This window comes from Streptomyces sp. WP-1, from assembly GCF_030450125.1.
GTDB classification, from domain to species: domain Bacteria; phylum Actinomycetota; class Actinomycetes; order Streptomycetales; family Streptomycetaceae; genus Streptomyces; species Streptomyces incarnatus.
Map to the genome: position 1 here is coordinate 3,114,923 of NZ_CP123923.1, position 22,157 is coordinate 3,137,079.

At 72.4% G+C, this 22,157-nt stretch carries 22 protein-coding genes; 2 read left to right on the top strand and 20 right to left on the bottom strand.

Going from position 1 to position 22,157, the window contains the following annotated elements; translation table 11 throughout:
- Positions 1 to 27 precede the first annotated feature (27 nt).
- The 6 genes from QHG49_RS13255 to QHG49_RS13280 all read right to left on the bottom strand — a co-directional run bounded on the left by QHG49_RS13255 (position 28) and on the right by QHG49_RS13280 (position 6,899).
- Positions 28 to 1,398 (bottom strand): AI-2E family transporter, encoded by a 1,371-nt coding sequence (locus QHG49_RS13255; protein WP_145492353.1) that lies wholly within the window; start codon positions 1,396 to 1,398, stop codon positions 28 to 30.
- 113 nt (positions 1,399 to 1,511) lie between these two features.
- Entirely contained in the window at positions 1,512 to 2,204 is a 693-nt protein-coding gene (locus QHG49_RS13260; protein WP_159704559.1) for a transglycosylase SLT domain-containing protein, read from the bottom strand.
- Positions 2,205 to 2,635: 431 nt separating this feature from the next.
- A complete protein-coding gene (locus QHG49_RS13265; RefSeq protein ID WP_145492350.1) occupies positions 2,636 to 3,961 on the bottom strand; it encodes a PhoH family protein in 1,326 nt (441 codons plus the stop codon).
- A 360-nt stretch (positions 3,962 to 4,321) separates the two neighbouring features.
- Positions 4,322 to 5,095, bottom strand: a complete 774-nt coding sequence (locus tag QHG49_RS13270) for an isoprenyl transferase (RefSeq protein ID WP_159704556.1) — start codon at positions 5,093 to 5,095, stop codon at positions 4,322 to 4,324.
- Between the two features lie 688 nt (positions 5,096 to 5,783).
- Positions 5,784 to 6,569 (bottom strand): methyltransferase domain-containing protein, encoded by a 786-nt coding sequence (locus QHG49_RS13275; protein ID WP_301489780.1) that lies wholly within the window; start codon positions 6,567 to 6,569, stop codon positions 5,784 to 5,786.
- Between the two features lie 45 nt (positions 6,570 to 6,614).
- Positions 6,615 to 6,899, bottom strand: a complete 285-nt coding sequence (locus tag QHG49_RS13280) for a hypothetical protein (protein ID WP_370530457.1) — start codon at positions 6,897 to 6,899, stop codon at positions 6,615 to 6,617.
- Positions 6,900 to 6,970: 71 nt separating this feature from the next.
- Here QHG49_RS13280 and QHG49_RS13285 point away from each other — a divergent pair, with 71 nt between their 5' ends.
- Positions 6,971 to 7,354 carry a DUF192 domain-containing protein gene (locus tag QHG49_RS13285; RefSeq protein WP_159704551.1) on the top strand — a complete coding sequence of 128 codons (384 nt, stop codon included), beginning with the start codon at positions 6,971 to 6,973 and terminating at the stop codon, positions 7,352 to 7,354.
- A 17-nt stretch (positions 7,355 to 7,371) separates the two neighbouring features.
- Here the strand turns inward: QHG49_RS13285 and QHG49_RS13290 are convergent, their stop codons facing one another.
- The 14 genes from QHG49_RS13290 to QHG49_RS13355 form a co-directional block, all read right to left on the bottom strand.
- Positions 7,372 to 7,995, bottom strand: coding sequence for an OmpA family protein (locus tag QHG49_RS13290; protein WP_145492342.1), 624 nt, complete (start codon positions 7,993 to 7,995; stop codon positions 7,372 to 7,374).
- A gap of 7 nt (positions 7,996 to 8,002) precedes the next feature.
- On the bottom strand, positions 8,003 to 8,578 hold the full coding sequence (locus QHG49_RS13295; RefSeq protein WP_301489783.1) for a hypothetical protein: 576 nt from the start codon (positions 8,576 to 8,578) through the stop codon (positions 8,003 to 8,005).
- A gap of 44 nt (positions 8,579 to 8,622) precedes the next feature.
- The gene (locus QHG49_RS13300; protein WP_301492765.1) at positions 8,623 to 9,240 is read right to left on the bottom strand and encodes a pilus assembly protein TadG-related protein; all 618 of its coding nucleotides are present in this window, start codon (positions 9,238 to 9,240) and stop codon (positions 8,623 to 8,625) included.
- Entirely contained in the window at positions 9,237 to 9,434 is a 198-nt protein-coding gene (locus QHG49_RS13305) for a Flp family type IVb pilin (RefSeq protein ID WP_037664603.1), read from the bottom strand. Before QHG49_RS13305 ends, QHG49_RS13300 begins: the two co-directional genes overlap by 4 nt.
- Positions 9,435 to 9,559: 125 nt before the next feature.
- Positions 9,560 to 10,315, bottom strand: a complete 756-nt coding sequence (locus QHG49_RS13310) for a response regulator transcription factor (RefSeq protein ID WP_301489788.1) — start codon at positions 10,313 to 10,315, stop codon at positions 9,560 to 9,562.
- Between the two features lie 19 nt (positions 10,316 to 10,334).
- On the bottom strand, positions 10,335 to 11,795 hold the full coding sequence (locus QHG49_RS13315; protein ID WP_370530572.1) for a sensor histidine kinase: 1,461 nt from the start codon (positions 11,793 to 11,795) through the stop codon (positions 10,335 to 10,337).
- Positions 11,796 to 12,529: 734 nt separating this feature from the next.
- Entirely contained in the window at positions 12,530 to 13,417 is an 888-nt protein-coding gene (locus QHG49_RS13320; RefSeq protein WP_145492822.1) for a DUF5936 domain-containing protein, read from the bottom strand.
- 14 nt (positions 13,418 to 13,431) lie between these two features.
- The gene (locus QHG49_RS13325; RefSeq protein WP_301489791.1) at positions 13,432 to 14,379 is read right to left on the bottom strand and encodes a type II secretion system F family protein; all 948 of its coding nucleotides are present in this window, start codon (positions 14,377 to 14,379) and stop codon (positions 13,432 to 13,434) included.
- A 7-nt stretch (positions 14,380 to 14,386) separates the two neighbouring features.
- On the bottom strand, positions 14,387 to 15,724 hold the full coding sequence (locus QHG49_RS13330; protein WP_145492826.1) for a CpaF family protein: 1,338 nt from the start codon (positions 15,722 to 15,724) through the stop codon (positions 14,387 to 14,389).
- Positions 15,725 to 15,737: 13 nt separating this feature from the next.
- Positions 15,738 to 16,127, bottom strand: coding sequence for a TadE/TadG family type IV pilus assembly protein (locus QHG49_RS13335; protein ID WP_159704533.1), 390 nt, complete (start codon positions 16,125 to 16,127; stop codon positions 15,738 to 15,740).
- Position 16,128: 1 nt separating this feature from the next.
- A complete protein-coding gene (locus QHG49_RS13340) occupies positions 16,129 to 16,533 on the bottom strand; it encodes a TadE family protein (RefSeq protein WP_159708517.1) in 405 nt (134 codons plus the stop codon).
- Between the two features lie 349 nt (positions 16,534 to 16,882).
- A complete protein-coding gene (locus QHG49_RS13345; protein WP_301489795.1) occupies positions 16,883 to 18,160 on the bottom strand; it encodes an AAA family ATPase in 1,278 nt (425 codons plus the stop codon).
- Between the two features lie 12 nt (positions 18,161 to 18,172).
- Entirely contained in the window at positions 18,173 to 18,883 is a 711-nt protein-coding gene (gene cpaB, locus QHG49_RS13350) for a Flp pilus assembly protein CpaB (protein WP_301489799.1), read from the bottom strand.
- Positions 18,884 to 18,955: 72 nt separating this feature from the next.
- Positions 18,956 to 19,816 (bottom strand): hypothetical protein, encoded by an 861-nt coding sequence (locus QHG49_RS13355; RefSeq protein ID WP_145492835.1) that lies wholly within the window; start codon positions 19,814 to 19,816, stop codon positions 18,956 to 18,958.
- A gap of 324 nt (positions 19,817 to 20,140) precedes the next feature.
- On the opposite strand from QHG49_RS13355, the gene QHG49_RS13360 reads away from it, so the two are divergent.
- Complete coding sequence (locus QHG49_RS13360) at positions 20,141 to 21,871, top strand: chitinase (RefSeq protein ID WP_145492837.1); 1,731 nt, start codon at positions 20,141 to 20,143, stop codon at positions 21,869 to 21,871.
- The last annotated feature ends 286 nt before the right edge of the window (positions 21,872 to 22,157 follow it).

Genomic DNA, 22,157 nt, shown 5'->3' on the forward strand with positions numbered 1-22,157 from the left:
CCGCGCCGCGTCAGCCGAGGACCCCGCTCACCCCTGGTGGGCGGGGTCTTCCGCGTTCACCGGCGCGGGCTCCTCCAGCACCGGGGCAGCTGTCTCCTCCAGGGCCGGGGCGGCCGAGTGGTGCATCTCCTCGGAGTACTGCCGCAGATAGCCCACCACCGTGTTCGTCACCGCCACCAGCGGTACGGCGACCACCGCGCCGCCGATGCCGGCCACCATGCCGCCGGCCGCCACGGTCAGCACCACCGCGAGGGGGTGCACCCGCACCGCCCGGCCCAGGATGAAGGGCTGGAGCACATGCCCCTCGATCTGCTGCACGGCGAGCACCACGACGAGGGTCATCACCGCGGTGAACACGCCCTGGGTCACCAGGGCCACGATCACCGCGAGCGCGCCGGAGGCCACCGCGCCGACGAGCGGGATGAAGGAGAACAGGAAGATGAAGACGGCCAGCGGGACCGCCATCGGCACATCGAGGAAGTAGATCCCGATGCCGATGAAGGTGGCGTCGATCAGGGCGACCAGCACGGTGCCGCGGACGTAGGCGGTCAGGGTGCGCCAGGCGCGCGGACCGGCGCCGGCCACGCCCTCCCGGGCGGCGGACGGCACCAGCTTCAGGAACCAGCTCCAGATGCGCTTGCCGTCGTAGAGCAGGAAGAGCGTGGAGAAGAACACCAGCAGGATGCCGGTCAGGGCCTCCACGATGACCTGGACGCCCTCCAGGCCCGCCGAGGTGATCTGGTCGGCGTTGGCGCCGATGGCCTCGCGCAGGTTCTTGGCGATCTGGTTGATCTGCTTGTCGGTGACGTGGAAGGGGCTCCGCAGCAGCCAGTTGCGCAGATCGTCGATGCCGGACTGTATCTGGTTGGAGAGCGTGTCGATGTTCTCCATGACCTGCCAGGTCACGAACCAGCCCATCAGGCCGATCACCACGAAGCCGCTGATCGCGGTGAGCGCCGTGGCCGGGCCGCGCGGCACCCCGCGGCGGGTGAGCCGGGCGACCGTCGGCTGGAGCAGCGCGGTGATCAGCAGCGCGATGACGAAGGCGAACACCACCAGCTGGATGGCGCTGATGACCCGCATCAGCACCCAGACGGTGCCCGCGAGCACCAGCAGCCGCCAGCCGGCCTCGGCCGCGACCCGCACCCCCCAGGGCACGGCCTGGGCGGGATCGGGGCGCGGGACGGGCGGGGACGTGGCGGAGGGACGGCGGGCGTGCGGCACCGCGTCGGCGACGGCATCGCTCGCGGTGTCGGCCGTGGCCGGCCGCGGGCGCGCCGTTTCGGACCGGGGCGCGGTGTCCTCGTCGGCCACCTCCGCCTGGCGGGCGTCCAGCCGTTCGCTCATCTCGGTGAGACGCGCGCCCAGCTTGCCGAGCCACCCTGGCACTCGCGACATGTTCCGTCCTCTTCCCCCGCGTGGAGTCGTGCGGTTACGACCGTACATGCGAAAGCCCCTTCCCGGATGACGGGAAGGGGCTGCGCGGGGTTGAGCGTGGCGTGGCCGGGCACTCAGTAGTTGCCGTTGGCCTGCCAGTAGGTCCAGGCGTCACAGGGGCTGCCGTAACGCTGGTTCATGTAGTTGAGGCCCCACTTGATCTGCGTGGCCGGGTTGGTCTGCCAGTCGGCACCCGCGGAGGCCATCTTGCCGCCGGGCAGGGCCTGGACGAGGCCGTAGGCACCCGAGGAGGCGTTGACCGCGCGGTAGTTCCAGGTGGACTCGTGGTCCACGATGTTGCTGAAGCACTGGTACTGGCCGGACGGCACGATCTGACGCGCCATCGCCTGGATCTGGGCGACCGTGTACGAGGTCTGCACGGGGAAGCTGGCATTGGCGTCGCCACGGCTGGCGGCGGCCTTGGTCTCCGCGCGCTGCTTGGCCTCCTTGGCCGCCTTCTCGGCGGCCGCCTTCTTCGCGATCGCGGTCTCGGCAGCGGCCTTGCGGGCTGCTGCCTCGGCGTCCTTCTTGGCGCTCGCGTCCGCGGCGATGGCCTGGGAGTCGGCCTGCTGCGTCAGGGTCGCGGACTGGACCTGGGCCTGCTGACCCGTCGGTATGTCCGCGAGGAGCGTGGTGTCGGCTGCTGCCGTCGGCTCGACGTCGTTGTTCTGCGCGACGCTGCCCGAGGCAACTCCGACGACGCTTCCGACGGCGGTGACCGCGGTGGCCGAGGCCACTGCGAATCCCCGGACCGAGATCCGGCTCACACGGTTTCCTTCCAGCATCGCCCGCTTCGGTGACCCTGGCGGACGCAATCGTGCCCCTGACGCTGGCCTCCCAACTGCGCGGTCACGGGAGGCGCGGGCCCGGTGGGCAACTCCCCCTGCGGGAAGCGCCGCGTGGTGCGCGGGCGGCATACGACGAACGCTATGGAGTTGGTGCTTTTCCTGGTGTCCACACCTCCCCCACAGCCTTGAAGGCGCGGGAGGTACCCCCAGGTGGTGCAGCTGTGTCGTATGCGGGGCCTGACAGGACTGAGACTCTGCCGTAACCGGACGCCGGGAGGCAATTCCGAGTTGAGTGTGAAAGCTCACATCCCGTTTGGCCCAAGGGATTTCCGGAATCACCCCCACACGAAGGCGCCGCCCGGCTAGGCTCTGATGCCTTTGCCGGACGGCGCCAACTGGGCTGGATAGGCTCAGATATGACCGTCTTCGAGCATTTCGGTCACAAGGGCCGCGATCTGGGACCTCTCGGACCGCGTCAGGGTGACATGCGCGAACAGCGGATGCCCCTTCAGCTTCTCCACCACGGCGACCACACCGTCGTACCGCCCGACCCGCAGATTGTCCCGCTGCGCCACGTCATGGGTCAGTACGACCCGGGAGTTGGCGCCGATCCGGGACAGCACCGTCAGCAGCACATTGCGTTCCAGCGACTGGGCCTCGTCCACGATGACGAACGCGTCGTGCAGCGAGCGGCCGCGGATGTGGGTGAGGGGCAGGACCTCCAGCATGCCGCGCGCGGTGACCTCCTCGATGACCTCCCGGCTGGTGACCGCCGACAGCGTGTCGAACACGGCCTGCGCCCAGGGGCTCATCTTCTCCGCCTCGGAACCCGGCAGATAGCCCAACTCCTGCCCGCCGACCGCGTACAGCGGCCGGAACACCATGACTTTCTGGTGCTGGCGGCGCTCCAGGACCGCCTCCAGGCCCGCGCACAGCGCCAGCGCCGACTTGCCGGTGCCGGCCCGGCCGCCCATCGAGACGATCCCGACGTCCGGGTCGAGCAGCAGATCGAGGGCGATGCGCTGCTCGGCGCTGCGGCCCTTGATGCCGAACGCCTCCCGGTCGCCGCGCACCAGGCGTACGTTGCCCTCCGCGGTGATCCGGCCGAGCGCCTTGCCGCGCTCCGACTGGATGGTCAGACCGGTGTGCACCGGGAGTTCGGACGCCTCCGGTACATAGAGGTGACCCGTCTCGAAGAGGACGTCCACCTGCTCACCGGGGAGCGTCAGTTCGGTCATCCCGGTCCAGCCGGAGTTCTCCGTGATGGCCAGCTCCGCCCGGTACTCCTCGGCGAGGAGCCCGACGGACGAGGCCTTGATGCGCAGCGGCAGGTCCTTCGACACGACGGTGACGTCGAACCCCTCGGCCTGGAGATTCCGGGCCACCGCGAGGATGCGGGAGTCGTTGTCCCCCAGGCGGTAGCCGGTGGGCAGCACGCTGGGGTCCGAGTGGTTGAGCTCGACACGCATGGTCCCGCCCAGTTCCCCGATCGGGATGGGGGAGTCGAGGCGGCCGTACCGCACCCGGTAGTCGTCCAGCAGGCGCAGGGCCTGGCGGGCGAAGTACCCGAGTTCGGGATGGTGCCGCTTGGCCTCCAGCTCCGTGACCACCACGATGGGAAGCACGACCTCGTGCTCCTCGAAGCGGGTCAGGGCGTTCGGGTCGGCCAGCAGGACGCTGGTGTCGAGAACATAGGTGCGCCGGTCGGGCTTGTGGCGCTTTGTGCTGGTCACCACGGAAGGACGTACCCCCTCGGATGAGGTCGGGGAGCGACGAGGTGGAAGCCGGGCCGGGAGGGCGGGACGGACCGGTCCGGCCGGCGGCCCGTGCACACGGTGGGCCGGGGGCCGGACCTCCGCGGCGCTGTCGCACGGTCGTGCTGGTGCAAGGGACCTCCCGGGCGGACGGCTCCTGCCGCCCGCTGAGATCCGACGCCCGGGGTTCGGGCGTCGACCTGCTTGGTCTATGCCCTCGAACGAGCGCGGCCATGCAAAAGCGGCCACCGCAGCGGCGGTGAACTCCTGGTGACGACCGTTCGAACGGAGATGCGCGAGGGCCCCGCCGGTGATCTCACCGACGGGGCCCCCGGGCGTGTCTCAGCCGCCGAACCGCCGATGACGTGCGGCGTAGTCGCGCAGCGCGCGCAGGAAGTCGACCTTGCGGAAGGCCGGCCAGTAGACGTCGCAGAAGTAGTACTCCGAGTGGGCGGTCTGCCACAGCATGAATCCGGACAGCCGCTGCTCCCCGCTGGTGCGGATGACGAGGTCCGGGTCGGGCTGGTGGCTGGTGTAGAGGTGACGGCCGATCATGTCGATGTCGACGGACTCGGCGAGGTCCGTCATCGCGACGCCCTTGTCGTGGGCCTCGTAGAGCATGGAGCGCACGGCGTCGGCGATCTCCTGCCGGCCGCCGTAGCCGATGGCCACGTTGACCACTATGCCCTTGGTGTGGGCGGTGGTCTCCTCGGCCTCCTTGAGGGTGGCCTGCATGCCCGCGGGCAGCAGGTCCATGGCGCCCACGTGGTGCACCCGCCAGCGGCCGTCGGCGGCGAGGGTGCGTACGACGTCCTCGATGATGCCGAGCAGGGGGGCCAGTTCCGCCTGCGCGCGGTCGAAGTTGTCCGTGGACAGCAGCCACAGGGTGACGACCTCGACCTCGGTCTCGGAGCACCAGCCGAGGAACTCCTCGATCTTCTCCGCGCCGGCCCGGTGGCCGTGGACCGTGGTGGAGCCCGACGCCTTCGCCCAGCGGCGGTTGCCGTCCACGATGACGCCGATGTGCTTGGGCACCTGGGCGTGGTCGAGGTGGCCCTCCACCCGGCGTGCGTAGAGCCTGACCAGCAGGCCGCGCAGTTTGTCGCGCAGGTTCACGTGGCCCTCCGGGGGGTTGGCGCGGGGTACGGATGCCGGGCCCGTCGAGCCTACCGCTGCCCGGGCCCTGGTCCGGCCCTGGTAAGGCGGGGGCGAGGGGGCGGGGCGGGATCGGGACTCCGGTCCTCGCTGTAGGGACGCGCGCCGGGTGGTGACCGGTTCCCGGTCGGAACCTCTCGCGCGGCCAAGAAAAAACGGGCCGGTCCGTGGGGGGGAGACGGACCGGCCCGAGGGGGGGTTTCCACCATAACCCTTCGTAAGGGCGGATGGGGGCATTGGCGCCCCACAACTACTCTCCGGAGTCGCCCGAAAACGCCCCGCTGGATGCGGAACGATGGATTCAGGGGGTCTTCCCGGGAGATTCGCCGGGGAATCCCAGGCAAACCTGGGCGGAGGGGCTGAAAACCGAAGGAATTCGGAGACTTGCCGCCATCCGGGGTCGCGTCGGCGTGTTGCCCCCGGATCCCCCCGAGGGACTACCCGGCGAGCGAACGGTGTCTTGACGGCCGCCGCGCGCCCCCACGGGGCGATCCCCCCGTTTCACGGCACCGCGCAGCCCCCTCCACTGCGCGGTACCACCCGCGCTGCTTTGCTGGCGCGAATTGCGTTGGTCTGAACTTACGTGACGGGTGGGGCTGGTGTGAACCATGTCCGATAACGATGTGGACACTGCGGGCCCCCGAGGGGCCTAGCAGGGCTTGCGGGCGTCGAAGAGGTGCCGCGCGCTGTGGGCGACGAACGGGCCCTCCCGCTCGATCCGCTCGTGCAGCGCCCTGAGTTGGGGCTCGTACGCCTCGACGGTGAACCCGGGCACCATCCAGACGACCTTGCGCAGGAAGTGGACAACGGCGGCGATGTCGTGGAACTCCATCCGCAGCCGCTCCGCGGGCAGCGCGACGATCTCCAGGCCCGCCGCCTCGGCCGCGGCCCGCTCCCGCAGCGGATCCCGCCCCCGGCGCACCGCCTCCGGCTGCGGTCCGAGGAAGTACTCGACCAGCTCGAACACGCTGGCGGGCCCGACGTGCTGGGCGAAGTACGTGCCGCCCGGCCGCAGCACCCGCGCGATCTCGTCCCAGTGCGGCACCACCGGATGCCGGCTGAGCACCAGGTCGAAGGCTTCACCGGCGAACGGCAGCGGCGCGTCGTCCGGGGCGGCGACCACCACCACGCCGTGCGGCCGCAGCAGCGCGGTGGCCCTGGCCGTGTTCGGCGCCCAGCCCTCGGTGGCGGCGACCAGCCGGGGGCGGGCCGGGGCGGCGGCGCCGAGGCTGAAGGCCAGCACCTCCCCGCCGCCGGTCTGGATGTCCAGCGCGGCCTCGGCACCGGCCAGCCGCTCCCCCGCCGAGCGCGCGTACCCCCAGGAGGGCCGCGCCTCGGTGGCCCGTCCCTCGAACCAGGAGAAGTCCCACCCGTCGGTGGGCACGGCGGTCCCCTCGGCGACGAGTTCGGTGAAGGAGCGGCGGGCTTGAGTCATGCCCTCCATGATGACGAGCGCCGCCGCCCCGGTCCTCCCCTTTTTTCACCCGCCGCGGGGCCGCGCGCGCTCGGCGGCGGGACCGGCCCGGACCCGTTCGGCGGCGCCGGAGCCCGTGGCGGCCAGGAGACGGACCACCACCCGGTGCGGCTCGACGCGTCCGGCCTGCGCCCGGTCCTCCTCGATGGGCCGGCGGGTCTCGGGTACGCCGTCCGGGGAGGGGGCGCGGGTGAGCGGCGTGCCGTCGGCCCCGGCGCCGGGCAGGCGCGGTACGGGGCAGCAGTCCGGTCCCCGCCCGCAGCCGCTCGGGGGTGCGGGGCCGGAACACAACGCCGAGTGAAGTCATGCGGGCCTGGGGACTAACGCTTTACGGGGCAGGCCCGTTGACGGTGGAGGCAACGATGGCGCGACGACGGTGGCGGGACGGCCGGGGAGTGCTGCGGATCCCCGGGGAGCCCGGGGCGGTGGAGGTCCCCCTGGAGATCGCGGCCTCCTACCGGGCCCGCACCAGGGGCCTGCTCGGCCGGACCGGTGTCGACGGCGCGCTGCTGCTGTCCCCGGCCAACAGCATCCACACCTTCGGGATGCGCATGCCCATCGACGTGGCGTACCTGGACCGCCGGCTGACGGTCCGCGCCGTCCGCACCATGAGGCCGGGCCGCCTGGGCCTGCCCCGACCGCGGGCCCGGCATGTGCTGGAGGCGGAGGCGGGGGCGATGGCGGAGTGGGGGCTGCGGGCCGGGCTGCGGGTGGAGGTGGACGGCGGTGAGGGCGAGGGCGGGTGAGCCGTCGGTCGCCGCCGTCAGTCCGCGGTGCGCGGGAAGGACACCTCCACCCGGCGGTTCTTCTTGCGGCCCTCCTCCGTGGAGTTGTCGGCGATGGGGTACTGCTCGCCGTAGCCGCGCACCTCGAAGGTGATGTCGGGGCTGCCGAGGTCCTGGCCGAGGACGGCCTGGACGGCGTTGGCGCGCTGCCGGGAGAGCAGGACGCCGTGGCTGGAGGAGCCGAGGTCGTCGGTGAAGCCGAAGACGCGGACCTGGGTGGCGTGCTGCTTCCTGATCTCGTCGGCGATGGCGGCGATACGGGCCTTGGCGTCGTCGCCGAGCCGCGCGCTGTCCTTGCCGAAGAGGACCTCGGCCTGGAGGGCGAAGGTGACGTCCGCGTTGGTGTCCTCGCGGCGCTCGTCCCCGCTCTGGTCCTCCACGACCGACTTGATGTCCAGCACCTTGGGCTGCGCGAGCGTGGCGCCCTCGGGCAGCTTGAGGTCCGGGTCCCTGGGGTCGATCTTCACGGGCGCGGCGGCGGACGGCGCGGTGTCGGGGGGCTCGGTCGGGTCGGTGCCGTCGGCGTGCGCGGAGGTGAGGGTCGCGGCGAGCAGGAACGCGGCGGAGGCGAGGGTGAGCGTGAGACGGGGTCGGGTGGTCACGGGGGCCTCAGCCGGAGATGGGGAGGGTGGCGGAGGAGAAGGTGGGCAGCTGGAACTCCACCTGGTTCGCGGGAGGCGCCGGGAACTGCATGAAGACCGCGAGGGTGTCACCGGCCCGCAGGGTCGAGAAGCCCGTCGTGGTCAGCGGCCGGCCCTCGGTGTCCCGCAGCACGTAGTACCGCTTCTTGCCCTTCGGGTCGACCAGTGTGGCCCCGCCCAGGGACCTGCCGTTCTTGATGATCTCGGTCTCGTTGCCGCTGAGCGCGGAGGGGATGACGACGTTCTGGGCGCCGTCGTTCTTCAGGGTGCCGTTGACCGTCACGAACCCGCCGGAGTCCCGCTGGGCGGAGGTGATCTGGAGGCTCAGGCCGTCGGAGCCGCGCAGTTCGGCCAGCGGTTCGTCCGACTGTCCCTCCTGGGCGCTGGGCCCCGCCCCGGCCGTTCTGGAAGCGGATGCCGTCTTCTCCGGCCGCTTGCCGTCGCCGCCGCCTGTGCCGCATCCGGCCGCGCCCGCGGCCAGTCCGGCCGCGACGGCCAGGGCGACCATCCCTCTGCGGGTCTTCGCGGTGAACCGCATGGTCATAGTCCGCTTCCTTCGTCACTCATCGTTCGCCAGTCGGTCGTTCGTCAGTCGGCCAGATGCACATCGAAGAGGTCCTCGGGCCCGGGAAGTCCCGACGGGTCGTCCGGGTCCAGGTCCCACACCTTGTCCTTGCAGGTGAGCCGGGGCAGGTTTGCCTTCGCGGCGCCCCGTTCGGCACCGTCCCCGGCGCCCTTCGGCGGCAGCACGAAGGTGCACAGGGGTTCGATCTCGGCGGTGGCGGAGGCCGTCGAGCGGAACTTCTCCGTGCCGGGTACGACGGAGTGGCCGACGGACTTGCCGGTGCGCACCTCGGCCGAGTACTTCAGCGGCCCGTCCGGGGCGCACCCGGTCAGCCGGGCGTCGTTCTGCCCGGCCAGTTCCCCGGCCCGCGCGCAGGGGTCGTCGTCGAGGGGCGCGTCACCGTCGAGGACGGCCTGCCACTCGGCCGGGTCGAGCAGCACCTTCAGCCACTGGCCGGTGAGCTGGTCCCGCACGTCCTGGGCCGCCGCGAGCGCCGCGGCGTCGGCGGCGGTCTGGGCGCCGCCCCGGTTCACCGCCGCCTGGCCGACCGCGAGGTAGGCGAGCGCGAGAAAGAGCAGGCCCGCCACCACCGTGAGATAGATGGGGAAGGCCTGCCCTGCGTCGCGGACCGGCCGGGTCAGCCGCCGGTGACCTCGGAGATCTTCGAGGTGATCGCGTCGTAGATCGTCTGCCCGATGCTCGTCCCGGTGATCGCCAGCACGATCGCCACCACCACCGCGATGATGCCGAGGTACTCCACCGCGGTCTGTCCCCGGTCGTTCCGCGCGGCGCGGGTCATCAGATACGTCACGGTGGTGTTGAACCATTTGCTCACGGTTGTCCCCTCCAGCTGCGCGTCCGATCGGGGCACCGTACGAGGCGGCCACCCGCTCGGCCGAGGGTCCCAGGGCCCAACCCCGGGCCCATTTCACGGCGTCGGCGCCGGTCCGGTCCGGCATCTCACGCCACCCCCAGCCATTTCGCCGCGGCCTGGGACCTGGTGGCGGTCTGGAGCTTGGCGAAGATGCGGTTGATGTGGTTCTTGACCGTCTTCTCGCTGATGAAGCAGGCGGCGGCGATCTGCTGGTTGGTCATGCCGGACGCGATGAGGTCCATGATCTCCGCCTCCCTGACACTCAGCCGGAACCGCGAGCGGATCGACTGTCCCATAGAGGATTGCAGTTGTGAAGGAGGAGGGGAGGTATTTTGGCCTTCCGTTGCGGCGAGTTGAGAACTCGTGTGTGCAGCTGCACTCCCCCGCAATCCGTCCACCAGCGCCCGTGTCGCCCCCGGCGTCACATGCGGCCGGCCCTCGTGGACGTCCCGTACGGCGCGTACCAGCTGCTCGGTGGTGAACTCGCCGTGCACCAGGTATCCCCCCGCCCCCAGCCGCAGCGCCTCCCGCACCGTCTCGGCCTCATGGCTGTAGGTGAGCATCATGACGGGCGCGAGGCGCGCCAGGTGGGGCAATGCCGAGATGCCGTCGACGCCGGGCATGCGGACGTCGAGGAGGATGACGTCCGGATGGTGCCGGAGCGCGGCGTCGTACGCCTCGCGGCCGTCCGCCGCCTGTGCCACCACGGTGGTGTCGGCGCGGTCCGTGAGCAGCGCGGTCAGTCCGGCGCGCACCACGGGGTTGTCGTCGGCCACCAGCAGCCTCAATCGGGCCGGTGGCGGGAAGGCCGGTATGCCGGGGTCGTTCGTGTGCTGCCGCATGGGTGTGCCGGGCCTCCTTTCAGGAATCCTGGGTGCGCAGGGGGAGTTCGACCCGTACCTCGGTGCCGCGGGGGTGGGTGCCGCGGCCGATGCGGATGCGGGCGCCCGCGTGTGCGGCGCGTTCGACCATGCCGAGCAGGCCGAAGTGGCCGCGGGCGCGCAGCTGTTCGAGGGTGGTGCCGGGGGGCAGGCCGCGGCCGTCGTCGTGGATCGTCAGCCGCAGCAGGGTTCCGTCGACGCACAGCCGTACGTCCACCCGGGTCGCCTCGGCGTGCCGGTGGGCGTTCTCCAGCGCCTCCGTGGCGACGGCGAGGAGGGCGCGGGCCGGGGCGGCGGGCAGCGCGGGGAGGGTGGCCGGGGGGTCCGTGCAGACGCAGGTGACGTCGAGTGCCGTGCGGGCGGCGAAGTCTCGTACGGCGTCGGCGAGTTCGGACCAGAACGGCTTGGCCGGCGCGGTCGGCTCGGGCTGTTCGCGTCGTAGGTCCATGAGCAGTTCCCGGGATTCCGTCGCCGCGCGGCGGGCCGAGCGGGAGACCAGTTCGGCCTGTTCGCGGATGCGGGCCGGGTCGGGGGCGGGGGCCGTGGCGGTGGCCGCGAGGCCGTCGGCGGCGAGGGCGACGCCGTAGAGGGTCTTGGCGACGGAGTCGTGCATCTCCCGTGCCAGCCGGGCGCGTTCGGCGCTCACGGCTTCCGCCGCGGCGAGCCGGACGCGGACCGCCGTCAGCGCCTCGGTGGCGGTGCCGAAGCGGAGCATCAGGCCGCGCAGGGTCGAGCCCATGGCCCCGGCGACGACACACAGGCCGGGCAGCAGCAGGGCCTCGGCGACGGGGGCGGACCGGTCGGCCTTCAGGGTGAGGTGGACGACGAACAGGATCAGCGCCTGGAGCGAGGCGAAGCAGGCCGCCCCGCGCCAGCTGTAGAGCAGCCCGGCGAGCAGCGGGGTGCAGACACCGGCATAGGCGAGCGTGGTGTCGGGCCCGGCCGAGACCAGCAGGAGCGAGCCGACGAGGGTGTCGGCGGCGAGCAGCGCGGGGTGCCGCAGCAGCAGCGGCCCGAACCGCTCCCAGTCCCGGAACAGGACGTACGACACCATGACCGCGACGACGACCGCCACCCCGACGAGCCGCACCCCGACCCCGGGCGCGGCATGCAGCAGGGCCGCGGGCGCCGCTACGACGATCATGGCCAGCCGGAACCCGAAGACCTGCCGGCACATGGCTTGAAGCGCACGGACCTGGAGCTGCTCGGAGGGGGGTCCGGGGGTGGTGGGGTCGGCCGGAGGCGCGGCGGGGGGTACGGCGAAGGGCGGGGACGGGGGCCGGACAGCAGGGGGGACGCCGGAGGACGGGGACGGGGGGCGGGCAGGGGGCCCGGCAAGGGGCGGGGGCGAGGGGCGAGCAGGGGGCCCGGCAAGGGGCGAGGGCGAGGGGCGGACAGGGGGCCCGGCAAGGGGCGGGGGCGAGGGGCGGGCAGGGGGCATCGCGTGGGCCGTGGCGGGCTCGGCGGGGCCCGTCGCACCGCCCGACGCAGGCTCGGCAAAGCCCATCGCACCGCCCGACGCAGGCTCGGCGAAGCCCATCGCACCGCCCGACGCAGGCTCGGCGAAGCCCATCGCACCGCCCGGCGCAGGCTCGGCGAAGCCCATCGCACCGCCCGGCGCAGGCTCGGCGAAGCCCATCGCACCGGCCCGCACGGGCTCGGCGGGGGCGGCCCCGTCGGCCGGCATCGTCCGGGCAAGACCCGGCGCCAGGTCTGGCGCGGGCTCGACGGGAGCCGCAGCATCACCCGCCGCACCATCGTCCGAAGCGCGCCCGGCGAAAGCCGCGACGCCATCCGGCCCCGACTCGACAGGACCCGGCGCAAGACCCGGCGCGGATTCGGCGAAAGCCGCACCATCACCCGGCACGGACCCGGCGAAAGCCACCACGCCGTCCCGCCCCGGCTCGGCAAGACCCGGTGCGAGGCCCGACGAGGAGCCGCCGACCGCCGCATCACCCGGCTCCCCTTCGGCGCGAGCCACCGGATCAGCCGCCCCCGGCCCGGAGGAACCCGCCACACCCGACGTCAACCCGGCAGGGCTCGCCGCACCCGACGCCGACCCAGCACGGCCCACCACACCCCCCGGCACCACCTCACCGACCCCCGCCCCCACATCCCGCGCCCCCTTCGACCACACCCCCCGCGCACTCCTCGCTCCCCCGCGTCCCACCGGCCTCACTTCCCCGTGAGGGAACCGAAGTCGACGCCCGAGCCCAGGATCAGGCCCGCGCCGAGGAGCAGCATCGTGGCCGGGACCATGAAGGTGGTGATCATCAGCGTGGCCTTGGGTACCGCGCGAGCGGCCTTGCGGCGGGCGTTCTGGGCGTCCGTGCGGCGCATGTCCTTGGCCAGGGAGACGAGGGTGTCGACGATCGGCGCGCCCAGTTCCTCGCCCTGCTGGAGCGCCGTGACGAACATGGCGACCTGTTCGGAGTCGTTGCGCCGGCGCAGCTCCGCGAAGGCCTGGCGGCGGCTCATGCCGAGGTCCATCTGGCGCAGTGTGATGCGGAGTTCGTCGGCCCAGGGGCCCTCGTAGCGGGACGCCACCCGGTCCAGCGCCTGCCGGAAGCCGAGCCCGGCGCTGACCACGACCGCCAGCACGTCCAGGAAGTCCGGCAGGGTCCGCTCGATCACGTCCCGGCGGACCCGGATCGCCGACCAGATCCCGACCTCCGTCCAGAACGCCCCGAACAGCAGGAGCAGCACCGCCACGAACCACTGGCCGCGCAGCAGGAACACCAGGAAGCCGACGCCGCCCAGCGCGCCGTACACCGCGCGGCGGGCGGCGTACCGGTCGATGGTCAGGCCCCCGGGGTTGCCCGCGAGGTCGATCCGGCGCCGGTAGCGGGCGACCAGCCGGGGTCCCATCAGCCGGAGCACCAGCGGCGCGTACCGCATGCCCATGCGGTCGATGACGGAGCCCACCGCGCCGGTGCGGGTGGCGCCGACCTCCAGGGCGACGGCGAGGTCGGCGGGGAGCCTGGCGTCGGCGCGGTACATGCGCACGCCGGTGAAGATCCCCCACACGGCGACGCCCATCAGCAGGGCGAGCAGCAAGGCCATGGATCCTCCTTCCCTCACACGTCGATGCGGCTGAGCCGCCGGATGAGGACGAAACCGACCGCGTACAGCCCGAACGCGACGAGTACGCAGCCCTGGCCGACCGGGGAGCCGGTCATCCGGGCCAGGGCGCCGTCCCGGACGCCGTTCATCAGGAACAACGCGCCGACCCCGAGAACGGGCACGGCGTACGACGTCATGGTCACCTGGGAGAGCTGGGTGCGGACCTCGCGCCGGGTCTCCTTGCGCTCCTCCAGCGTCTCGGTGAGGTTGCGCAGCGCGGAGACGACCTGCCCGCCGGCCCGGTTGGACAGCACCAGCGTCGTCACCAGCACGACCAGCTCACGCGAGGGCAGGCGCTCGGCGAGTTCCCCGAGCGCGTCGTCCAGGGAGTGCCCGATCGCCAACTGGTCGGCGACCTTGACCAGTTCCTCCCCGGCCGGGGCCTCCAGCTCCTCCGCCGCCATCCCGATCGCGGTACGCAGGGCCAGCCCCGCCTGCGTCGCGTTGGCCAGGATGCGGGCGAGTTCCGGGAGTTGGCCGATGAACCGCTCGATGCGCCTGCGCCGCTGCCAGTTGAGGAACTGCACCGCCGCCCAGATGCCCAGCAGCCCGGCGATCGGCCCGAAGAACGGCGCGAGCGCGGCCTGTCCGATCAGCCAGAGCGCGGCGACCGTGCCGAGCATGGCGACGAAGAACTCGCCCGGGGTGATGTCCAGACCGGTGGTGATAAGGCGCCGTTCGAGCCAGCGGCCGAAGCGGGTACGGCGCAGCCGCCGGTCGAGATCGCGGAAGTGCCGCCTGCGCCCGGTGCCGGTGACCGGCGGCCCGGTGTGCGTGAGGCGGTCCACCAGCTCGGCGCGCCGGGCCCGGCCCCGGGCGTAGCTGTGCACGCCGAGCACCGCGAGCACGCAGGTCAGCAGCGCCGCCCCGAGGGTGAGCTGGACGAGGGTGTGGAGTTCCATGGGGGGCCTACCTGGCCTCTCGGGTGGCGAGCTGGTCGGCGGTGCGGGCGACGCCGAAGGCGCCCGGGACGGGCTGGCTCGCCATGTGCAGGCGGTCGGCGGTGCGGCGCGGCAGCGGGAAGTAGGCGAAGGCGCCGGGCACCCGGCCGTCCGCCGTCATCGGCTCCGCCTCGAAGCGGGCGACGCTGGCCAGCCGGTACGGCTCCCCGCCGTGGCTGTCCAGCAGCGCGATCTCGGTGATCCGGCGGGCGCCGTCGGCGAACCGGGTGAGCTGGACGATGACGTCGACGGCGCTGTTGATCTGGTCGTGCAGCGCGACGAACGGCACCTCCACGTCGGACATGGAGGCGAGCGTCTGGAGCCGGGTGAGGGCGTCCTCGGCGCTGTTGGCGTGCACGGTGGCCAGCGAGCCGTCGTGGCCGGTGGACATCGCCTGGAGCATGTCGAGGGACTCGCCGCCGCGGACCTCGCCGACCACGATCCGGTCGGGCCGCATCCGCAGCGAGTTGCGCACCAGGTCGCGGATGGTGACCTGGCCCTTGCCCTCGACGTTCGGCGGCCGGGACTCCAGCCGGACCACATGGCTCTGCTGGAGCTGGAGTTCGGCGGAGTCCTCGATGGTGATGATGCGCTCGTGCGGCGGGATGAGCCCGGACAGCGCGTTGAGCAGGGTCGTCTTGCCGGTGCCGGTCGCACCCGAGACGATGATGTTGAACTTCGCCTGCACCAGCCCCGCCAGCAGATACACCATGGGCTCGTCGAGCGAGCCGAGCCCGATCAGCTCCTGGAGGGTGAAGGAGCGCGGGAAGCGGCGGATGGTGAGGACGGGCCCGGTCAGCGACAGCGGCGGGATGATGACGTTGACGCGCTCGCCGGACGGCAGCCGGGCGTCCACCATCGGATTCGACTCGTCCACCCGGCGGTTGACGGTCGACACGATCCGCTCGATGGTCTGCATCAGCTGGTCCGCGGAGGCGAACCGCAGGGGCAACTGCTCGACCCGGCCGCCGCGTTCGACGAAGATCGCGTCCGCCCCGTTCACCATGATCTCGGTGATCGAGGTGTCCTCCAGGAGGGGTTCGAGGATGCCGAGGCCCAGCGCCTCGTCCACCACCCGCCGGATCAGCTGGGCGCGCTCCACCGTGGAGAGCACCGGGCCCTCCCGGCTGATGATGTGCCCGAGCACCCGTTCGAGACGGCTGCGGCGCTCCGCGGCGGCCAGCGCGCCCATCTCCGCGAGGTCGATCTCCTCCAGCAGCTTGGCCCGGTAGGCGGCGACCAGATGCCCGTCCTCGCCCCGGCTGCCGTGCTCCTCCGGAGTGCTGATGCGTGCCCGCAGGCTCATGGTCCCCGGCTCCTCAGTGGTCGAGCGGCATGGTCGCCGACTTGGTGGCGTCCCCGAAGCTCCACACGATCTTCGGGATCCGGACGGTCGCGGTCACGGTCACGGAGCCGCCCCCGCCGCCCTGCGCACAGCTCACCCGCATCCCCCCGCCGACCGCCGCCGCGCACGCCTGCTGCGCGTCCTGGCGCAGCGAGGCGGCCCGTGCCCCCGCGCGGGCCGCCGTACCGGCCTGCTCGGCGGCGTAGGCGACGGCGCCGAGCTGGATGCCGGCGAGGGCGACGATCAGCAGCACGGGCAGGAACCCCAGGTATTCGATGGCGACCTGGCCGCGCTCACGCCGCTCACGCCTTTCACGACGATCACGGCGATCCCGACGGTCATGACGCCCGCTCGGATGACGCATCTCAGTCCTTCGCCTCCTCCACCGCGCCGGCGTGGCCGTGCACCCGCGCCGGGAAGGCGAACAGGCCCGGGAAGAGCACCGGGACCTTCAGGGAGACATCGGCCGTGACATAGCCGGACCCGCCGCAGCTCACCGTCGCGTCCCCCCGCCACGCCGCCGACAGGTCCTTGCGCCCCGCCGCCGAACAGGCCGCCTGGCGCGCACCGCCCGGCGGCGCCGCCGTACCGGCCCGGACCGCCTCGTCGGCGGCGTTCCCGGCGAGCGTGAAGGTGTACCCCACGAGTACGGCCTGCCACACGAGCACCAGCGTGAGCAGGATCAGCGGTGTCATGCCGAGGAACTCGATGCTCACCTGACCCGAATCACCCCTCGGGCCCGCATCGCGCACCCAACCCGCGTCGCTCATCCGGCCCGCGCCGCGCACCCAACCCGCGTCGCCCATCCGGCCCGCGCCGCGCACCCGACCCACGTCGCGCATCCGGCCCGCGCCGCGCACCCGACCCACGTCGCGCATCCGGCCCGCGCCGCGCACCCGACCCACGTCGCGCATCCGGCCCGCGCCGCTCGTCGGGCCTGCGCCGCTCATCCGGCCCGCATCGCTCATCGGTCCCGAAGCACTCATCCGACCCGCGTCGCTCGCCCAGCCTTCAGCGCTTGCCCGGAGTTCGTCGCCTGCCCGGCCTTCGACGCATACCCGGCCTCCGTCGCCCGCCCGGCCCCGATCCGCGCCCCTCTTGCCCCTCTTCGTCACCGGCTCACTCCTTCCGCCGCCGAAGGCCCCCGGCGCGCGCCCCGGCGCGCGGCCCACCGCGCCCGCCGCCGCCCGCGCCGCCCCGTGCCCCGCCCCGGTGCGCGCCCTCCGCCGCCCGCGCGAGCCCCAGCTCCCCCGCGAGCGCCCACAGCGCCTGTTTCACCGTGCTGCGCGCGTCCAGCTCATGGACCCGCCCCGCGTCCACGACCGCCTGGAGTTCCTTGAAGTTGGCGGGCACGGCGGTGCGCGCCAGCGCCGTACCGGTGATCCGCTGCACCAGCGCCGGCTGGATCTCGGTGTGCCGGCTCTGCCGGTTGACGACGACCGTGGTCTCCTCGGCCTTGCGGATCTGGAGCCGGTCCCACATCCGCACGGTCCGCTTGGCCGCGCGTACCGCGATCACGTCCGGGGTCGTCACCAGCAGCGCGGTGTCGGCCGTCTCGATCGCGGCCGCGCCCGCCCCGCCGAGCTGCGCGCCGCAGTCGATGACCACGACCTCGTAGCGCGAGCGCAGGGCGCGCACGATCTGCCGGGCGGCGCGGTCGGTGACCTCCTCGCCGCGCTCCCCCTCGCCGGGCGCGAGCAGCAGCGCGAGCCCGGTGTCATGGCGGAAGAGGGCGTCGGCGAGGACCCGCGCCGAGATGTCGCTGATGGCGGCGAGGTCGGCGACCGAGCGCCGGAACTGGATGTCCAGGTAGGAGGCGACGTCCCCGCACTGGAGGTCCAGGTCGACCAGCGCGGTGGCGCGCCCGGACGCCTGTGCGGCGAGCGCGAGCTGTACGGCCGTGAGCGTCGCGCCGACACCCCCCTTGGCGCCGCTGACCGTGACGACCGTACCGCCGGAGCCGGCCGGTGCCTCGCCGCCCTGGCCGAGGTGGCGCCGTACCTCCGTCGACCACTGGGCGACCGCCTGCGTCCGGGCGGACAGTTCGTCGTACGACAGCGGGAGCGCGACCAGGCCCCGGGCGCCGGAGTCCATGGCGGCCGCGAACAGACCGGGGCTCGCGTCGGTGGTGACGAGGATGACGCCGACCGCCGGGAAGCGCAGGGCGATCTCCCGGATCAGCTCCAACGCCGGTGCGGGGCCGATGCGTTCATGGACGACGAGCACCTCGGGCAGTTCGTCCACGGACTCGGCGGCGAGCCGGGCGAGGGCGTCCACCAGCTGGGTGGAGTCGGTGACCGGCGGCTGCGGTTCGGCGTCGGGCAGTTGGCTGAGCAGGGTGACGAGGGAGCGGACGGCGTCCGGGTCGGCGCCCGCCGGGAGGATCCTGGTCGGCATGCGGGCCGCCTCTCACTTGTCCGTCGCGAGTTCGTAGGTGCGGTCCTTGTCCGGGACGCCGGTGTCGCCGCCGGGTCCCACCAGCGCCAGCCGGACGCGCTGGGCGAAGGACTCGGCGTAGGTGATGCGCTGGGCGTCGAGGGTGGACAGCGCGAAGGTGATCGGGACGGCCTCGCTCGGCTGCTGCTGGCTGTTCTTGCCGGCGTCCGGGTCCAGCGCGGTGATCCGGCCGACGTCGAGGACACGCGCGCCGGTCACGATGATCTTCGACTGGTCGGGGTCGCTCTCCTTCTTGCCCGCGAAGGTGGCGTAGACATTGACCCGCGACCCCGGGGTGATCTTCCCCGCCACGCCCGTCGCCGCGTCGATCATGATGGCGACCTCCTGCTGTCCGGGCTGGAGGGCGGGCTGGTCCACGATCATGTCGCTCTGGAGCAGGGAACCGGCGCGCAGCGTGGTGACGGCGATCTTGCCCTGGAGCTGTCGCAGATCGGTGACCGCGGTCCCGGACAGCCACCGCTTGGGCATCCTGACCTTCTCGAACTGGCCCGCGTCCAGGGTGGTGTACGGCTTCACGTCGGAGCGGACCCGGTAGGCGGTGACCTCGGGGCCGACCTTGGAGTCGACGTCGTGGACGACGGAGAGCACGCCGGCGAACGCGAGCAGGGCGCACAGGACCGACAGGAGCAGGAGGATCACGCCGCGGCGCTGACGGGAGTTCATGAACCGTGCAACCTCATTGGGGGAATCGGCCGTTCGGGATATGGACGTACAGCTCGTGGGCGTGTTCCCGGCTCAGGCGGGCGTGCGGGGTTCCAGGGCCCTTGGGGCGGGCGGTTCATGGACGGGCGGGACGGCGGAGCAGAAGACGCAGCGGTCGCCGATGACGTCGAGTCCGCACCAGTGGCAGCTGGACTGCCGTACGGACGTGACCAGTTGGTACAGCACGGAGAGATCGTCGAGGTGGGCGCAGAACTCGACCAGGCGGCCGGTCCCCCACCAGGCGCGGGACTCGGCGGGCAGCGCGGTCTCCCGCACCCCCCGCGTCCCCCACGCGTCCTGGAGCCCGGCCGCCCAGTCGCCGGGCAGCTGTCCCTTCGCGAGCAGCAGCCAGGTGGGGAAATCGGGCCCCTTGAGGGTGACGTCGGGCGCGACCTTGACGAGCTGCGGCTCGGGATGGGCGAGTACGGCGAACCGGCTGCCCGGCACCCAGGACCTGGCGTGTGCCGTCAGCCCGACCGGCACGCGGTCGAGCCGGGCCACCGAGCCGAGGACGGCCCCGGCGTGGATGTAGTGGGCGAGCAGCCGCCCGGCGGAGGCCAGCACCCCGGGACCGAGGTCGCAGGAGGCGAGCTGGCGCAACTGGCGCCCCAGGACGGCCACTCCGAGGGGCGGCAGCTCGGGCCGCAGCAGGGCGACCCGGTCGCTCTCCAGCAGCGAGCGCAGGGTGTACAGGCGCCGTACGACCGGCTCCGGGGTGGCCGCCGAGCACACGACGACGACATGGCCGTACCCCTCGATGAGGTCGGTCAGTTCGGTGAGCGCCCGGTCGAGCGGATGCCGGTCGAGCCCGGCCAGCACGACGGCGGGCATGGTGCGTTCGTCCTGTGGCGGCAGCGCCAGGTCGGCGCTGGTCACGGCAATGGCAGTTGGCACGCCCCGCTCCCCGGTGACTTCACTGCGTGACTACCTGAGCACTGTATCCACGCGTCCGGGGCGGGAGAACAGCGTTGGTGAAGCACATGTGGAACTTGCTGGGGGCAAGTCCGCGCAAACCGGGGCAGGTTGCGAAACCCGCCGACCCCCGCTTCGGTCTGGACCCCTTGACAGCCGGATTGGTCTGGACCAACTTGTCTGTGCACCGGTGGCCACCGGCTCCACCCCCTGGATCCCGCCCGTCGGATTCCACCCCCTTGGAATCCACCCGCCGGGATCCGCCCGCTGGACCCCTGCCCCACTCCGACTCCCCCGGAGGTCCCCGTGGACCGAGCACCAGGCACCCCCAGACCACCCCGACGCCGGCTCGCGGCCTGGTCCGCCGCCGTCACCGTCGCCCTCGCCGCCGCGGGCCTCGCCGCGACCGCCGCACCGGCGTCCGCGGCCGACGTCAACAACGTCGTCAACGCCGGTTTCGAATCGGGCCTGTCCAACTGGACGTGCTCGGGGGGCAGCGGCACGACCGTCTCCTCCCCGGTCCACTCCGGCACCAGCGCGCTCAAGGCGACCCCCGCGGGGCAGGACAACGCCCAGTGCACCCAGACGGTCGCCGTGAAGCCCAACTCCTCGTACACGCTGAGTTCCTGGGTCCAGGGCGGCTACACCTACCTGGGCGTGACGGGCACGGGCACCACGGACGTCTCCACCTGGACGCCGGACACGACGGCCTGGAAGCAGCTGTCGACGTCGTTCACCACGGGCGCGAACACCACGTCGGTCACGCTCTACACGCACGGCTGGTACGGCCAGGCCGCGTACTACGCCGACGACGTCTCCCTGTACGGCCCCGACGGCGGCGGCACCGGCGGCACCACCCCGCCCCCCACCGTCCCGGCCGCCCCCACCGGCCTCGCGGTCTCCGCCACGACCTCGTCCTCCGCCTCGCTCACCTGGTCCACGTCCTCGGGCGCGACCGGCTACAACGTGTACGAGAACGGCGCGAAGGTCTCCTCCACGACCGGCACCTCGGCCACCGTCACCGGCCTGTCCGCCGCCACCTCGTACTCCTTCCAGGTGACGGCGACGAACGCGGCGGGCGAGTCGCAGAAGTCCGCGGCGGTGTCGGCGACCACCGCCTCGACCGGCACCGGCGGCAACACCGGGGGCTCGCTCCCGAAGCACGCGGTGACGGGCTACTGGCAGAACTTCAACAACGGCGCCAAGGTCCAGAAGATCTCCGACGTCCCCGCCGCCTACGACATCATCGCGGTGGCCTTCGCGGACGCGTCCACGACGCCGGGCGCGGTGACCTTCACCCTGGACTCGGCCGACCTCGGCGGCTACACGGTCGACCAGTTCAAGGCCGACATCAAGGCCAAGCAGGCGGCCGGCAAGAAGGTCATCGTCTCGATCGGCGGCCAGAACGGCACGATCTCGGTCAGCGACTCCGCCTCGGCGACGAACTTCGCGAACTCCGTCTACTCCCTGATGCAGACGTACGGCTTTGACGGCGTCGACATCGACCTGGAGAACGGTCTGAACGCGACGTACATGACCCAGGCCCTGCGCGCCCTGTCCGCGAAGGCGGGCCCGTCGCTGATCATCACGATGGCCCCGCAGACGATCGACATGCAGTCGACGTCCGCCTCCTACTTCCAGACGGCCCTGAACGTGAAGGACATCCTCACGGTCGTCAACACCCAGTACTACAACAGCGGTTCGATGCTGGGCTGTGACGGCAAGGTCTACAGCCAGGGCACGGTCGACTTCCTCACCGCGCTCGCCTGCATCCAGCTCCAGGGCGGCCTCTCGCCCTCCCAGATCGGCCTCGGCCTCCCCGCCTCCACCAGCGCGGCCGGCAGTGGTTACGTCTCCCCCTCGGTCGTGGACAACGCCCTCGACTGCCTGACCGCGGGCACCGGCTGCGGCACCTTCAAGCCCTCGAAGACCTACCCCGACCTGCGCGGCGCCATGACCTGGTCCACCAACTGGGACGCGTCCAACGGCAACGCCTGGTCCGGCACGGTGGGCGCCCACGTCCACGCGATGCCCTGACCCGACCACCCTCCACCCCCACCACCCGGCGCCCGGCCTCCTCCTCGGAGTCCGGGCGCCTCGTGCGCTTCCGGCCGGTCCCGTCCGATCCGCGTTGCGAACGGCAATACATCGATGTGATGCTCCCTGACGTGGGCCTCAGGGGGACGGAATGAATTCGACGGCAGGGACGCGCAGATCACGCCTCGCCGCATACGCGGAGCCGGCGGCACCCGTCGAGCGGGAGCGGACGGAGACCGACCGGCGGGGCGAACACATGTCTTTGCCGTCGGACAGGAATGCCGTT